Here is a 14335-nt window from a genome sequence, read left to right on the forward strand (position 1 = left end):
GCCGGTGACCGTGCGTGACCGGCGACTCGACCGGCCGCGGCTGGGCCGAGCGGGTACTGCTTCGGGCAGTCGGCCGTGCGGGCCACCGACGGCACCTATCGTTCCTGCGTGAGTGCGAGGGCGCGCGGCGGGCGGTTCGTCGCAGGTGTGGTGGCCGTCGTCGTGCTGCTGGCCGGTTGTACGACCGGGGTGGTGCTGCACCTGCGCCGAGACAGCGACAACCGGGCAGCGTCGCGTCGCGCGGACGCCACGGTGCGCGGCGAAGCGGCGGCAGCCGGCCTCGCGCAGGCCCGGGACAGCGAGCTGCAGAAGCTCCTGGACCGGCACGCGGCCGCCGTCCTGGCCCACGACCAGCAGGCGTTCCTGGCCGACATCGACCCGGCGGCGAGCGAGTTCCGGACCCGGCAGGAGGCGATCTTCCGCGGGCTGCGGCGCGTCCCGTTCCAGGCCTTCGGCTACCGGCTGGTGCCGAACCGGACGTATACCGTGCGGGCGATCACGCAGCGTTGGGGTCCGACCGCGTACGTCGCCGCGGTCGTGGCGACCCACCGGTTGCGTGGGTTCGACACCGGCGACGCGGCCGAGGCGATGGCGTTCACGGTGGTGCACCGCGACCAGGGCTGGGCGCTGGTCGCCGACGACGAGGTGGACGGCTCGCTGCCGGCCCAGGCGCACTCAGCGCCATGGGACGTGGGCGAGGTCTCGGTGGCCCAGGGCAAGCACTCGGTGGTGATCGGCGACGTCCGGGACCGGGCGACGCTGCCCGCGGTGGCGCGTCGCGCCGACGCCGCGGCTGCCGCGGTGGGCAAGGTCTGGCCTGCGGGTGCGGGCCGCTGGCCCGGCTCGGTCGTCGTGTACAGCGCCCGCAACCAGAAGGTGATGTCGACGTACCTGAGCGGCACGCAGGACCCGGCCGCCCGGCCCGCCGCGCTCGCTGTGCCGGTGCTGGACGGCTTCTCCTGGTTCGACTCGCTGACCAAGGCCCCCAAGCAGGTCGGGATGCGCGTCGTGGTCGACGGTGCGGCGTCCAAGGCCGAGGACGACGAGCTGCTGCGGCACGAGGTGACCCACGTGGCGACGACCGCCATCGAAGGCACCGGCACGCCGACCTGGCTGGTCGAGGGGATCGCCGAGTACACGGCCTGGCACCTGACGGGCCTGCGAGACGCCCTGGTGCGGTACGGGGTGGACGAGACGAGCCACCAGGCGCTGGAGAAGCACCGCTACACGTTCACGCTGCCGTATTCGGTCCAGTTCTACGACGATGCGGACACGGTCGACGGCAACTACACCGCCGGCACGCTGGCCTGCGCCTACGTCCGCGAGCGGTGGGGCCAGAAGACCCTGTTCCGGCTGCACGCGAAGCTGTCCCGCTCGGTCGACCCGCTGGACGAGGCGGACAGCCAGGACAAGGTCTTCCGGTCCGTGCTGGGCATCTCCCGCGCGCAGTTCGAGCGGGACGCCGGGAAGGCTATCCAGCAGCGCTGGTTCGGCTAGGCCCCGGCGGCCAGGGCGGGCTGCCGGCGGCTCACCTGGGTCGCGTACTCGTCCAGCAGCTGGTCCGACATGCGCCGCAGCGCCGTGTCGAGCAGCTCGATGTCGGCGGCCGACGGACGGTCCGTCGAGGTGCGCAGCCGGCTCAGCAGCCAGGACTTGAGCTCGGAGCTGAACAGCTCCCACTCACGTTCCGCGCTCTCGGTGACCTGCCAGCTGCTGGGGTCGCCGGTGAGGTAACCGGCGTTCTGGGTCTGCACGAAGGCCGGCAGCAGCACGCTCGCGGGCACGTTCGTGTGCGCCGCGATCGTGTCCAGGTCGGTCGGGACGCTGTGCCGCCCGCGCAGTAGCACCTGGGCCACGCACCAGGTCTCGGCGCCGCCCAGCGCCGTCCCGGAGGCGACCCGGATGGCGGGCAGCTCGCGCTGGCCCTCGCGGCCCATCAGCCGGGCCAGGACGACCTCCAGCGTGCGTTCGGAGTCGGACCCCTCGGCCATGCCGAACCCTTCGCCCAGGTCGCTCGCCCCGGCGCGCGCGGCGTCGCGCAGCGGCACGACCGGCAGGAACAGCGCGAGCACGAACGCGACGATGCCGACCGGAGCGGCGTACAGGAACACGGAGTGCAGGACGTCTGCGTACGCGCTGACCACCGGCGCGATCGCCTCGGCGGGTTGGCTGTGCAGCACGGCGGGGGAGGAGACGGACTCCGGTGGCAAGCCGGAGGCGGCGATCGCCGGGGGCAGCGCCGTCTCCAGCCGACTGGCGTAGATGGCACCGAAGACCGCGGCGCCGAACGAGCTGCCGAGAGTGCGGAAGAACGTCACCCCGGACGTCGCGACGCCGAGGTCGGCGTAGTCCGCCGTGTTCTGCACGATGATTGTCAGGATCTGCATGCACAGGCCCAGACCGACGCCGAGCACCACCATGAACAGCGAGATCCGCGGGAAGCCGGTGTTCTCGTCCATCGTGGACATCAGCAGCAGACCGATCGTGAACAGCGCGGAGCCGGTGACCGGGAAGATCTTGTACTTCCCGGTGCGACCGACGATGGTGCCGGACGCGATGGACGCCGCGAGCAACCCGAGCACGAGCGGAAGCATGCGCAGGCCGGACGACGTCGCCGAGACCCCGTGCACGTACTGCAGGTACGTCGGCAGGAAGGTCATCGCGCCGAGCATGGCGAAGCCGACGACGAAGGCGATCACCGACGACATCGAGAACACGGCGCTCTTGAACAGGTGCAGTGGCAGCATCGGTTCTCTGGCCCGGCGTTCGGCGTAGACGAACGCGACGATGCCCAGGGCCGAGGCCACGAACAGCCCGACGATGAACGGTGACGTCCAGTCGAACTGGGTACCGCCCAGGCTTGTCGCCAGGGTCAGTCCACCGGCGCCGACGGAGATGGCGGCGATGCCGGCGTAGTCGATGGACGGCTTGCCGGCCGCCCGGGTCGACGGCATCGTCTTGGCGGCGATCGCGATCACCAGGATCCCGATCGGCAGGTTGATCAGGAAGCACCAGTGCCACGACAGGTGGTCGGTGAACAGCCCGCCGAGCAGCGGCCCGATCACGGTGGTGACACCGAAGACCGCTCCGAGCGCGCCCTGGTACTTGCCGCGCTCGCGCAGCGGGACGACGTCCGCGATCAGCGCGGTCGCGGTCACCATCAGGCCGCCGGCCCCGACGCCCTGGACCGCGCGCCAGGCCACGAGCCAGCTCATCGTGTGTGCGAGCGCGCACATCGCGGACGCTCCGACGAAGATCCCGGCGCTCAGCTGGAAGATCAGCTTGCGTCCGAACAGGTCGCCGAACTTGCCGGCCAGCACCACCGCGATGGTGTCGGTCAGCAGGTAGGCGGTGACCACCCAGGACACGTGGGCGCCGCCGCCGAGGTCGCCGACGATGGTCGGCAGCGCCGTCGACACGATGGTCTGGTCCAGCGCGGCCAGCAGCATGCCGAGCATGATGGTGGCGAACACGACGTTGATCTGGCGCCGGGTCAGCGTGGGGGCGACGGCGGACGGCGGGGATACCTGGGTGGCCACGGCGCGACTCCTCAGCGCCCCGACCCCTCCCGGGAGGCCCCCGGCTCACGCGAGGCATCACGCAGTATGCCGCGCCGCCTGGTCGCCAGCATCGTGAGGTGACGCAGATGGGGCACCTGGCGCGTGCCAGCTGCCCCATCTGTGCCCAGTGAACGCCTGATTCAGGCGGGCACGCTGGCGACGCCAGTCGCCAGGAACCGCCCGCCCGCTGCCCGCTCGGCGACGCCGGAGCGGTCCAGCAGCGGCGTCAGCCCGCCGTTCCAGAAAGAGAACCCGGCACCGGTGATCATCGCCAGGTCGAGGTCCTGCGGGGCAGCGACGACACCCTCGTCGAGCATCCGTCGCGCCTCGTCCGCCAGCGCGGTCAGCACCTGCTCGCGCACCTGCTCACGGGTCAGCACGACGGGCTCCGCGGGCTGCTCGAGCAGCGCGGCGACCTCGGGGTCCAGGCTGGGCTTGGGGCCGTCCCAGACGTAGAAGCCCGGCTTGCCGGCGGCGACGACCCGGCGCAGGTTCTCGGAGACGTAGAACCGGTCGGGGAACGCCCCGGCCAGCGTCTCGGAGTTGTGCAGCGCGATGGCCGGGCCGACCAGGGCCAGCAGCACGAACGGCGGCATCGGCGCCAGACCTGCGAACGCGCTGTCCGCGACCTCCAGCGGCGTGCCCTGGTCGGTCACCCGCCCGACCTCGCCCATGAACCGGCCGAGCAGCCGGTTCACGATGAAGGACGGCGAGTCCTTGACCAGGATCGAGGTCTTGCGCAGCGTCTTGCCGGTGGCGAACGCGGTGGCCAGCGTGGCGTCGTCCGTCTGCTCGCCGCGGACGATCTCCAGCAGCGGCATGATCGCCACCGGGTTGAAGAAGTGGAACCCGACGACCCGCTCGGGGTGCTCGAGCTCGGCCGCCATCTCGGTGATGGACAGCGACGAGGTGTTGGTGGCCAGCACGCACTCGGCCGAGACGATCGCCTCGACCTCGGCGAACACCTGCTGCTTGACCGACAGCTGCTCGAACACCGCCTCGATCACGAAGTCGGCGTCCGCGAAGCCGTCCTTGGACGTCGAGCCCGCGACCAGGGCCTTGAGCCTGTTCGCTTTGTCCGGGCCGATCCGCTGCTTGGCCAGCAGCCCGTCTATCTCGCGGTGCACGTAGCCGACGCCCTTGTCCACCCGCGACTGGTCCAGGTCGGTCATCACGACCGGCACCTCGAGCCGCTGCGCGAACAGCAGGGCCAGCTGGCTGGCCATCAGCCCGGCGCCGACGATGCCCACCTTGGTGACGGGGCGGGCCAGGCTCTTGTCGGGCGCGCCGGCCGGCCGCTTGGCCCGGCCCTGCACGAGGTTGAACGAGTACACACCGGCCCGGAACTCGTCGCTCATGATCAGGTCGGCCAGCGCGTCGTCCTCGGCCGCGAACCCGGCGTCCCGGTCGGCGGTGCGCGCCTGGCGAAGGATCTCCAGTGCGCGGTACGGCGCCGGCGCTGCGCCGCCGGTCTTCAGGTCGACGAAGCCCTTCGCGGCGGCGAGCGCCGCCTCCCAGACCTGCTCGTCACGGTCCACCTCGGCCCGTTCGACGACCACGTCGGCGCGGACGACGGAGCCGGCCCAGCGCAGCGACTGCTCGAGGAAGTCGGCCGGCTCGAACATGGCGTCGGCGATGCCCAGCCTGAAGGCCTGCGGCCCCTTGAGCATCCGGTTGGTGTTCAGCGGGTTCTCGATGACGACCTTGAGGGCGTCGGCCGGCCCGATCAGGTTGGGCAGCAGGTAGTTGCCGCCCCAGCCCGGGACCAGGCCGAGGAACGTCTCGGGAAGGGCGAGGGCAGGGACGCCGGCCGAGATCGTCCGGTAGGTGCAGTGCAGTGCGACCTCCAGCCCGCCGCCCATCACCGCGCCGTTGACGAACGCGAACGACGGCACGGCGAGCTCGCCGAGACGGCGCAGCGTGTCGTGGCCGAACCGTGCGATGGTCACTGCCTGCTCGCGGTCGCGTAGCGCGCCGACGTCCTTGAGGTCGGCGCCGACGGCGAAGATGAACGGCTTGCCGGTGATGCCCACCGCGGCGATCTCGCCGGCATCGGCGCGCGTCGTCACCGCGTCCAGGGCGGCCGAGAGGTTGAGCAGTCCGCGTGGGCCGAGCGTGGTCGGCTTGGTGTGGTCGAAGCCGTTGTCCATGGTGATCAGGGCGAGCGTGCCGGCTCCGCCGGGCAGGTCGACGTCGCGCACGTGGAAGGACGTGACGCGCTCGTCAGAGCCGCCCTCGGCCAGGACGCGGACGTCGGCCCGCACCTGGGTGGTGTCGTGGCCGGAGGTGGTGGTGGTCATCAGGCTGCCGCTCCCTCGGTCGTGACGTCCTTGCCGTAATCAGCGTGGTGCGGGTTCTCCCAGATCACGGCTCCGCCCATGCCGATCCCGATGCACATCGCGGTCAGGCCGTAACGGACCTGCGGGTTCTCCTCGAACTGGCGGGCCAGCTGGGTCATCAGCCGGACGCCGGACGAGGCCAGCGGATGCCCGGTGGCGATGGCGCCGCCGTACTGGTTGACCCGGGGATCGTCGTCGGCGATGCCGAAGTGGTCCAGGAACGCGAGCACCTGGACCGCGAAGGCCTCGTTCAGCTCGAACAGGCCGATGTCCTCGATGGTCAGGTCGGCCTGCTTGAGGGCCTTCTCGGTGGCCGGCACCGGGCCGATCCCCATCACCTCGGGCTCGACGCCGACGAAGGAGTAGGCGACCAGGCGCATCCGGGCCGGCAGGCCGAGCTCGTCGGCGGTGTCGGCGGAGGCGAGGATGCATGCGGTGGCGCCGTCGTTCAGCCCGGCGGCGTTGCCCGCGGTGACCCGGCCGTGCGGGCGGAACGGGGTCTTCAGCGCGGCCAGCTCCGCCATCGTGGTGCCGGGACGTGGCGGCTCGTCGGCCGTCGACAGCCCCCAGCCGAGCTCGTCGTGACGCGTCGCGACCGGCACCAGGTCGGGCTGGATCTTGTTGTCCGCGTAGGCCTTCGCCAGCTTGTCCTGGCTGCCGACGGCGAACGCGTCCGAGCGCTCCTTGGTGATCTCCGGGAACCGGTCGTGCAGGTTCTCGGCCGTCGAGCCCATCACCAGGGCGGACGGGTCGACCAGCTTCTCGGCGACGATCCGCGGGTTGGGGTCGACGCCTTCGCCCATCGGGTGGTGGCCCATGTGCTCGACGCCGCCGGCGATCACCACGTCGTACGCGCCGAAAGCGATGCCGGACGCCGTCGTGGTGACCGCGGTCATCGCGCCTGCGCACATCCGGTCGATCGAGAAGCCGGGCACGGTCTTCGGCAGCCCGGAAAGCAGCGCGGCCAGGCGCCCGATGGTCAGCCCCTGGTCGCCGATCTGGGTGGTGGCGGCGATGGCGACGTCGTCCACCCGCTCCGGCGGAAGCTGGGGGTTGCGCCGGACCAGCTCGCGGATGCAGTTGATGACCAGGTCGTCCGCGCGGGTCTGCGCGTAGACACCCCTCTGGCCGGCCTTGCCGAACGGGGTGCGGACACCATCGACGAAGACGACGTCGCGAAGAGCGCGGGGCACGGTTCCTCCCAAGCGGGATGGGGTGGCGGCGCCCGAGTGGGCGGACGCCGGGCTGTCTGGTCGATGCTACTCGCCGGTAACCTGGCGCGTCACCCGGCCCCGTGTGACACCACTCACCCCAGGTGGCTCTAGTCTGACGCGTCATGGCTTCGCCGGGGGCAGACACCCAGTCCGTCGACCTCGTGGTGCTGGGTGCCGGCATCTCGGGGCTGACTGCCGCACGCCGTGCCGCAGCCGCCGGGATGTCGGTTCTGGTGCTCGAGCCGGAGGACCAGGTCGGCGGCCGATCGGCCAGCTTCGACGTCGGCGGGGTGCAGGTCGACGTGGGGGCGCGCCGGCTGCCCTCCACCCTGGATGCCGACCTGCTCGACGACCTGCGCGACCTGCTCGGCGATGACCTGCAGATCCGCCCCCAACGCGGTCGGCTGCGGGTGGCCGGGCAGTGGATCAGCTACCCGCTGCGGGCCAGCGACCTGGCGGCCCGGATGCCGCGCCGGCTGACCCTCAGTGGGGCACGCGGGGCGACCCGGACGCCGGCCCGCCGTCGCCACGAGGAGACGTACCAGGGCGTCCTGCGCACCGGCCTCGGTCCGGCCCTGTACGACGCCGTGTACGGGCCCCTCGCCCGCAAGCTCTACGGCCTGGACGGCGACCAGCTCGACCCGGAGCAGGCGCACCGGCTGCTCACCTCCGAGCGTCCGTCCCGGCTCGGCGGTCAACGGCTGCTGCGCGCCCGCGCCCGGCGCGACGTGGCCAGCCCGGCGACGTTCCTCTACCCGCGTGGCGGGTTCGGCCAGATCCCGGTCGCACTGGCCCGGGCCGCTGAGCAGGACGGCGCGAGGATCGTCACCAAGGCTCCGGTCCGCACCCTGCACGCCCGCACCGACGGTGTGCGGCTGCACTGGGACGGCGGCGAGGTGCACGCCGCACAGGCGTTCTCGACGGTGCCGCTGACCGACCTGGGCCGGGTCGCCCGGCCGGCGCCGTCGGCGGAGGTGGTCGCCGACGCCGCGGGCCTGACCTACCGGTCCATGATCATCGTCTACCTGGTGCACGAGGGCGGCCGGTGGACCTCCTACGACACGCACTACGTGCCCAGCCTGGACACGCCCGTCGCGCGGATCAGCGAGCCGACGAACTTCCGCACCAACCCCGAGGACCCGGCGGACCGCTCGGTGATCTGCGCCGAGATCCCGTGCGCCAACGGGGACGACGTGTGGCAGGCGCCGGACGACGTCCTGGCCGACACGGTGATCTCCGCGATCTCGGCGCTCGGCCTGCCAGCGGTCCGGCTCGGTGGGGTCCGGGTCAAACGGATCGCCAAGGTCTACCCGGTCTACGCCTTGGGGTACCAGAGCCGGCTGGCCGGGTTCAGCGGGTGGGCCGAGCGGCTCGCGCACGTGACGGCGTTCGGCCGGGTCGGGCTGTTCGTCCAGGACGACACCCACCACGCGCTGCGGATGGGCTGGGACGCGGCCGACTGCCTACGCCTCGGCGACGACGGCCCGGCCCTGAACCACGTGGCGTGGCAGGCGGCGCGAGACCGGTTCCGCCAGCGCGAGACCGAGCAGGACTGACCGCTCGTCGGTCGGCTGCTCAGCCGTCCTCTGCTCAGCCGTCCGCTGCGGTGTCCGGCTGCGACGCGTCACCGGCGCGCTTGGTCAGGGCCTCGCGCAGGATCGGTCCGACCAGCTCGACCTGCCACGGCCGCGCCCGCAGCTCGGCCAGCCGCTGGTCCAGCTCGGCGTCCGGCGACGGGGTCCACAGCACGCGGCGAACGGTGTCCGGGGTCATCAGGTTCTCCGCCGGGACGGCGAGCCGCTCGGACAGCTCGGCGATGCCCGCGCGGGCGAACGACAGCCTGGCGGCGGCGTCCGGGTCTCGGTCCGGCCACGCCCGCGGCGGCGGCGGGGCGTCGCTGGGCAAGGACTGCAGCGGCAGGTCGCCCTCGTCGGTCCGGCGCCCGCGGGCCAGCGCCTCCAGCCAGCGCTTGCCGTTGCGCCGTGCCGCCGGCCCGGTGAAGCCCGGGAGCGCGACGAGCTCCTCCATGGTCCGTGGGCCGGCGGTCACCGCGGCGACCATCGCGGCGTCCGGCAGCACCCGACCGGGGGAGATGTCCCGCTGGCGCGCCAGGGCGTCCCGGCTGTTCCACAGCTCGCGAAGCATCGCCAGCTGCCGTCGGCTGCGCAGCTTGTGCGTGCCGCTGGTGCGCCGCCAGGGGTCGACCCTGGCCGGCGTGGGCGGCGCCTCGACGAGCGCCTGGAACTCCTGCTCGGCCCAGTCCAGCTTGCCCTGTTCGGCGAGCAGCCCTGCGACCGCGTCGCGCAGGTCCACGAGCACCTCGACGTCCAGCGCGGCATAGCGCAGCCAGTCCTGCGGCAGCGGCCGGGTGGACCAGTCCACCGCAGAGTGCTCCTTGGCCAGCGTCAGCCCGAGCAGCTCCTCGACCACGGACCCGAGCCCGACGCGAGCCAGGCCGGCCAACCGGGCGCCGAGCTCGGTGTCGAACAGCCGGGCGGGTCGCATGCCCACCTCGGCCAGGCAGGGCAGGTCCTGCGAGGCGGCGTGCAACACCCATTCGACGTCGTGCAGCGCCTCGTCGACCGGGGACAGGTCCGGGCAGGCGGCCGGGTCGATGAGCCAGGTCCCCGAGCCGGCCCGCCGCAGCTGCACCAGGTACGCGGCCTGGCCGTATCGGTAACCGGAGGCCCGCTCGGCATCGACGGCCACCGGCCCGCCGCCCTCGGACAATGCCTGTGCCGCCTGCACCAGGCCGCGCTCGGTGGTGACGACGTCAGGGACGCCGTCGCGGGGCTCCACGAGAGGTGTGGGGGCGGCGGCTTCGGTCACAGGTGCCACCGTACGCGTCAAGGAAGTGGCAGTCAGTGACCGCCAGGCCGATCGGCTTCGACTAGTGGATCACGCCAGCGCGAAGGGACAGCATGACCATCTCCGCGCGGTCCCCGGTGCCCACCTTGCGGGCGATCCGGGCCAGGTGGCTCTTGACGGTCAGCGCGGACAGCCCGAGGGCGGCACCGATCTCCTTGTTGGAGCGGCCGTTGGCCACGTGCTGAAGCACCTCGACCTCGCGCTCGGACAGCTGCTCGGCCAAGCCGCTGGAGCCGTGGTCGTGCGAGCTCGCAGCCGGACGACCGGAGACCAGGAAGCAGCGCACGCCCGAGGTCAGTGCGCCACGGACGGTGTACGCGTCGTCCATCGTCGAGACGACGACACCGCGCTGCCAGCCGAGCGCCCGCAGGTCACGCAGCAGGGCGACGCCCGAGCCGTCCGGCAGGGCGACGTCGGTGACGCACAGTGCGTGCGGTCCGAGCAGGCGCGCACGACGGCGAGCCTCCTCGATGGTGCCGGCCTGGACGACGTCACGCGCACCCAGGGAGCGCATCATCCGGCTGACGGTGTCGCGCGGACCCTGCGGCCCGATCACCACCAGCGCGGCGAAGCGACCAGGACGGGCCAGGGGGATGCCTGCAACACGCTCGGCGACCGCAGCCACTAGCGCCTCCTTGATCCGCCTGCACCGGTTCGACCGGTCGGCACACTGGTTTCCCGACGTCGGTTACATCGGCAGGAGGCCCGCGGTCCTGAACCAGAACCCGGAAAGTGGTGCTGGGGTGTTCCCGCACCAGCCGCCGGACGCCCGGGGTGCCCTCAGCGGCGGCGGGACGGCAGCGCGGTGACGCCGTCCGGCAGCGGTGGCAGGCCGGCGACCGTGCACAGCAGGTCCGTCCAGGCACACAGGTGCGGACTGAGGTCGTCGGTGACCGGGGTCCAGGACGCCCGGATCTCGATCTCCACGCCCGAGGGCCGGTCGGCCAGCGCGGCGAAGCTCTCGGAGACCACCCGGGTCACCGTGCCGCCTTCGTGGGTGAACTCGGCGCCGCGCAGGGCGAGCGACTCAGTGAGCCACGACCAGCCGACCTCGCCGAGCATCGGGTCCGAGCCGAGCTCGGCCTCAAGGTCGGCCCGGACGAACGTGACGGCGCGGAACGTGCCGTCCCAGGGCTGCGGCCCGGACGGGTCGTAGAGCAGCACGAAGCGGCCGGTGGCCAGCTCCTCCAGCTCGCCACCGGGACCGTGGTCCACGACGTCGGCGGTGAGGGCGACGGAGTACGGCGCGATGCGACCTGGCGAGGGCGCCTCGGTCAGCACGACCTCGGGGCGCACGACAGCGCTCTTCAAAGCCACGAGCGCCCGCTGGAAGGGCTCAGGGGCGTCGTCCGGCAGGGTCCTGGCGACCATGGGGGAAGCGTACGTCCGTGCGGCCTGGTGCGCGGGGCGGCGCGCCGGTCTGGCTAGCCTTCGGTCGTGGCCGTCGTCCTCGCACTCCTTTCCAGCGTCCTGTGGGGCAGCTCCGACTTCCTCGGCGGCCTCCGCTCGCGGATCCGACCGGCGATGGCCGTGGTGGGTGGTTCGCAGCTGTGCGGCCTGCTCGCCATCACGGGGGTCGCGCTGGCGACCGGCGCCTGGCGGGCCGACACCGGGTGGGTGCCGTGGGCGCTCGCCGCCGGTCTGGCCGGCACCGCGGGGCTGGTCTGCTTCTACGCCGCGCTGGCCGCGGGCACGATGGGCGTGGTCTCACCGATCGCCGCCCTGGGCGCCGTCGTCCCGGTGATCATCGGCATCCTGTCCGGCGAGCGGCCGAGCGCGGTGAGCGTGACCGGCCTGGTCATCGCGCTCCTCGGCGCGGTGCTGGCCAGTGGACCCGAGCTGCGCGGTGGCGCCGGTGCCCGGCCGGTCGCGCTCGCCGCGCTGGCCGGCATCGGGTTCGGCCTGGCCCTGGTGTTCATCGAGCGTGGTGCCCGGTTCGACTCGGTGATGACCCTGACCGGCATGCGGCTGACCAGCGTCACCGTCTTCGTGGTCGTCGCCGTGGCGATGCGCAGCCTGGGCGGGCTGCGGCCCTCGGACGCACTCCCGCTCGCCGTCGTCGGGCTCGGGGACGTCGGCGCCAACCTGCTCTACGCGCTGGCCACCCAGCGCGGACTGCTCAGCATCACCGCGGTCGTCGGGTCGCTGTATCCGGTGGTGACCGTGCTGCTGGCGCGCTTCGTCCTGCACGAGCGACTAGCCAGGATCCAGCAGGTCGGGGTGGGCGCCGCGCTGCTCGGGGTCGCGCTGGTGGCGCTGGGTCGTACGTGAGAGCGCTCGCGAGCTGCGTGCGAGCATGGACGTCGTGAGCACCGCCAGCCCGAACGCCTCGGCCGCGCAGTCGGCTTCGCCGCAGGACTCCACCTTCCTGCGCGCATGCCGCCGTGAGCCGGTGGAGCACACCCCGGTGTGGTTCATGCGCCAGGCCGGACGCTCGCTGCCGGAGTACCGCAAGGTGCGCGAGGGCATCTCGATGCTCGACTCGTGCGCCCGCCCCGACCTGGTCGCAGAGATCACCCTGCAGCCGGTCCGTCGCTACGGGGTGGACGCGGCCATCTTCTACAGCGACATCGTGGTGCCGCTGAAGGCGATCGGGGTGGACCTGGACATCGTGCCCGGGGTCGGTCCGGTCGTGGCGCAGCCCTTCCAAGGCCGCGCCGATCTCGACCGGCTGCCCGAGCTCACCGCGGACGACGTGCCCTACGTCACCGAGGCGGTGCGGCTGCTGGTGGCCGAGCTGGGCCCGACGCCGCTGATCGGCTTCGCCGGGGCGCCGTACACGTTGGCGTCGTACCTGGTCGAGGGCGGGCCGTCGAAGAACCACGAGCGCACCAAGGCACTGATGTACGGCGACCCGCAGCTCTGGCACGCGCTGGCCGGACGGCTCGCCGCGATCGCCGGGGCCTTCCTGCGCGTCCAGGTCGAGGCGGGTGCGAGCGCCGTGCAGCTGTTCGACTCGTGGGTGGGTGCCCTACCGCTGGCGGACTACGTCGAGCTGGTGCAGCCGCACTCGGCCGCCGTGCTGGCCGCCGTCGCCGACCTCGGCGTGCCTCGGATCCACTTCGGCGTAGGCACCGGCGAGCTGCTCGGCGCCATGGGTGAGGCCGGCGCGGACGTCGTCGGGGTGGACTTCCGGGTGGCGCTCGACGAGGCCAGCCGCCGGGTCGGCCCGCAGCGCGCAGTCCAGGGCAACCTCGACCCGGCGCTGCTGTTCGCTCCCGGGCCGGTGCTCGAGGAGCGGGTGCTGGCCGCCGTCGTGGCCGGACGCCGCACCCCGGGCCACGTGTTCAACCTGGGGCACGGCGTGCCGCCCAACGCGGACCCGTCAGTGCTGGCCCGGGTCGTCGAGATCGTTCAGGGCGCCGGCTGAGGCTGCGGCTGGCCCGGGTCGACCGGCGTCGTGCCGGCTGCCCGCGCGGCCCGCTGGCGTCGAGCCCACACCAGAGCGGGGACGCCGAGCAGGGCCAGCAGCACCAGGAACGGCAGCATCGCACCGAGCACGGTGAGCACCACGGTCAGCGACGCCAGCAACGCGGTCCAGCCGGCGGAGAGCCCGCTGAGGAAGCCGGTGTCCTCGTCCTTGCGCGGCGGGACCGGTGCGCCCTTCGGGCTGAGGTCGACGGTCAGCGTGGACAGCGTGGTCTGGTTGTCCAGCGCCTTCAGCTGCGCCTCGAGGGACTCCAGGTCGGCCTCGCGGCGGGACAGCTCGCTCTCGATCTGGACCACCTGCCCGATGCTGGTGGCCTTGGACAGCAGCAGCCGGACCCGTTCCACGCTGGCGGTCTGCGTGCGCACCCGGCTCTGGGTGTCGACGTACTGCGAGGTGACGTCGTCGCTGGACTGGGCCCGGCTGAGCACGGTGCCAGTGCGCGCGACGGCTGCCATCACGGCGTCCAGCGAGTCGTTGGGCACTCGTGCGGTGAGCACCGACTGGGTGTAGCCGGCCTGGTCCTGCTGCGCCCCGGGTTGGGGGTTGCTGGTCGTCTTCTCGTCGGCGATGAAGCCCTTGGCCTGCTGCACCGCGCTGCGCACGGTAGCGGCCGCGGCGTCCACGTCGCCGGTGCGGACGGACATGGCCGCAGTCTTGACGACCTTCTGCTCGGCGACGAAAGCGGCTGCGGCATCGCTGCTTGCCGCGCCGCCGCCGGAGTCGGCCGCAGGGTCGCCGGACTGCGGGGCGGCGGCCTTCTCGCCCAGGCTGCCCGGCTGCGCGACACCGCCGGCGGCGTCGGACTGCGACTGAGCGCCGGACGAGCCGGAGCTGTCCGCGCCGTCCGACGAGCCACCGCAGCCGGTGAGCAGGACAGTGGCCAGCAGTGCGCTGGCGGCCAACACGCTTCGGGTCCTCGTCATG

The 14335-nt window shown here is 72.7% G+C and carries 11 protein-coding genes; 4 read left to right on the top strand and 7 right to left on the bottom strand.

Annotated features, from left to right (window positions below; genetic code table 11):
• Positions 1-108 precede the first annotated feature (108 nt).
• Complete coding sequence (locus ACPPVT_RS09445; RefSeq protein ID WP_426566735.1) at positions 109-1497, top strand: hypothetical protein; 1389 nt, start codon at positions 109-111, stop codon at positions 1495-1497.
• Here ACPPVT_RS09445 and ACPPVT_RS09450 read toward each other — a convergent pair.
• The 3 genes from ACPPVT_RS09450 to ACPPVT_RS09460 all read right to left on the bottom strand — a co-directional run bounded on the left by ACPPVT_RS09450 (position 1494) and on the right by ACPPVT_RS09460 (position 7092).
• Positions 1494-3539, bottom strand: coding sequence for an MDR family MFS transporter (locus ACPPVT_RS09450; protein ID WP_426566736.1), 2046 nt, complete (start codon positions 3537-3539; stop codon positions 1494-1496). The genes ACPPVT_RS09445 and ACPPVT_RS09450 overlap by 4 nt on opposite strands.
• A 161-nt stretch (positions 3540-3700) precedes the next feature.
• The gene (locus ACPPVT_RS09455) at positions 3701-5860 is read right to left on the bottom strand and encodes a 3-hydroxyacyl-CoA dehydrogenase NAD-binding domain-containing protein (RefSeq protein WP_426566737.1); all 2160 of its coding nucleotides are present in this window, start codon (positions 5858-5860) and stop codon (positions 3701-3703) included.
• The gene (locus tag ACPPVT_RS09460; protein ID WP_426566738.1) at positions 5860-7092 is read right to left on the bottom strand and encodes a thiolase family protein; all 1233 of its coding nucleotides are present in this window, start codon (positions 7090-7092) and stop codon (positions 5860-5862) included. The genes ACPPVT_RS09455 and ACPPVT_RS09460 overlap by 1 nt, the downstream gene beginning before the upstream one ends.
• Positions 7093-7235: 143 nt before the next feature.
• Here ACPPVT_RS09460 and ACPPVT_RS09465 point away from each other — a divergent pair, with 143 nt between their 5' ends.
• Positions 7236-8669: a protoporphyrinogen/coproporphyrinogen oxidase gene (locus tag ACPPVT_RS09465; RefSeq protein ID WP_426566739.1), complete on the top strand. Its 1434-nt coding sequence runs from the start codon at positions 7236-7238 to the stop codon at positions 8667-8669.
• Positions 8670-8703: 34 nt separating this feature from the next.
• On the opposite strand, the gene ACPPVT_RS09470 is transcribed toward ACPPVT_RS09465, so the two are convergent.
• The 3 genes from ACPPVT_RS09470 to ACPPVT_RS09480 form a co-directional block, all read right to left on the bottom strand.
• Entirely contained in the window at positions 8704-9963 is a 1260-nt protein-coding gene (locus ACPPVT_RS09470) for a ribonuclease D (protein ID WP_426566740.1), read from the bottom strand.
• 40 nt (positions 9964-10003) lie between these two features.
• On the bottom strand, positions 10004-10606 hold the full coding sequence (locus tag ACPPVT_RS09475; RefSeq protein ID WP_426566741.1) for a response regulator transcription factor: 603 nt from the start codon (positions 10604-10606) through the stop codon (positions 10004-10006).
• Between the two features lie 155 nt (positions 10607-10761).
• Positions 10762-11352, bottom strand: coding sequence for a DUF3000 domain-containing protein (locus ACPPVT_RS09480; protein WP_426566742.1), 591 nt, complete (start codon positions 11350-11352; stop codon positions 10762-10764).
• Positions 11353-11418: 66 nt separating this feature from the next.
• Between ACPPVT_RS09480 and ACPPVT_RS09485 the strand changes: the two genes are divergently transcribed.
• A complete protein-coding gene (locus ACPPVT_RS09485; protein ID WP_426566743.1) occupies positions 11419-12252 on the top strand; it encodes an EamA family transporter in 834 nt (277 codons plus the stop codon).
• Positions 12253-12277: 25 nt separating this feature from the next.
• Positions 12278-13351 carry a uroporphyrinogen decarboxylase gene (gene hemE / locus ACPPVT_RS09490; RefSeq protein ID WP_426566744.1) on the top strand — a complete coding sequence of 358 codons (1074 nt, stop codon included), beginning with the start codon at positions 12278-12280 and terminating at the stop codon, positions 13349-13351.
• Here hemE and ACPPVT_RS09495 read toward each other — a convergent pair.
• The gene (locus ACPPVT_RS09495) at positions 13336-14334 is read right to left on the bottom strand and encodes a DUF4349 domain-containing protein (protein ID WP_426566745.1); all 999 of its coding nucleotides are present in this window, start codon (positions 14332-14334) and stop codon (positions 13336-13338) included. The genes hemE and ACPPVT_RS09495 overlap by 16 nt on opposite strands.
• Position 14335: the final 1 nt, after the last annotated feature.

This window comes from Angustibacter sp. McL0619, assembly GCF_049994355.1.
In the GTDB taxonomy this organism is placed as follows: Bacteria; Actinomycetota; Actinomycetes; order Actinomycetales; family Angustibacteraceae; genus Angustibacter.

Excerpts from the sequence above, each read along its gene's own strand:
- ACPPVT_RS09495 (WP_426566745.1), bottom strand. The coding sequence starts at position 14,334 with ATGACGAGGACCCGAAGCGTGTTGGCCGCCAGCGCACTGCTGGCCACT.
- ACPPVT_RS09465 (WP_426566739.1), top strand. The coding sequence starts at position 7,236 with ATGGCTTCGCCGGGGGCAGACACCCAGTCCGTCGACCTCGTGGTGCTG.
- hemE (WP_426566744.1), top strand. The coding sequence starts at position 12,278 with ATGGACGTCGTGAGCACCGCCAGCCCGAACGCCTCGGCCGCGCAGTCG.
- ACPPVT_RS09480 (WP_426566742.1), bottom strand. The coding sequence starts at position 11,352 with ATGGTCGCCAGGACCCTGCCGGACGACGCCCCTGAGCCCTTCCAGCGG.
- ACPPVT_RS09455 (WP_426566737.1), bottom strand. The coding sequence starts at position 5,860 with ATGACCACCACCACCTCCGGCCACGACACCACCCAGGTGCGGGCCGAC.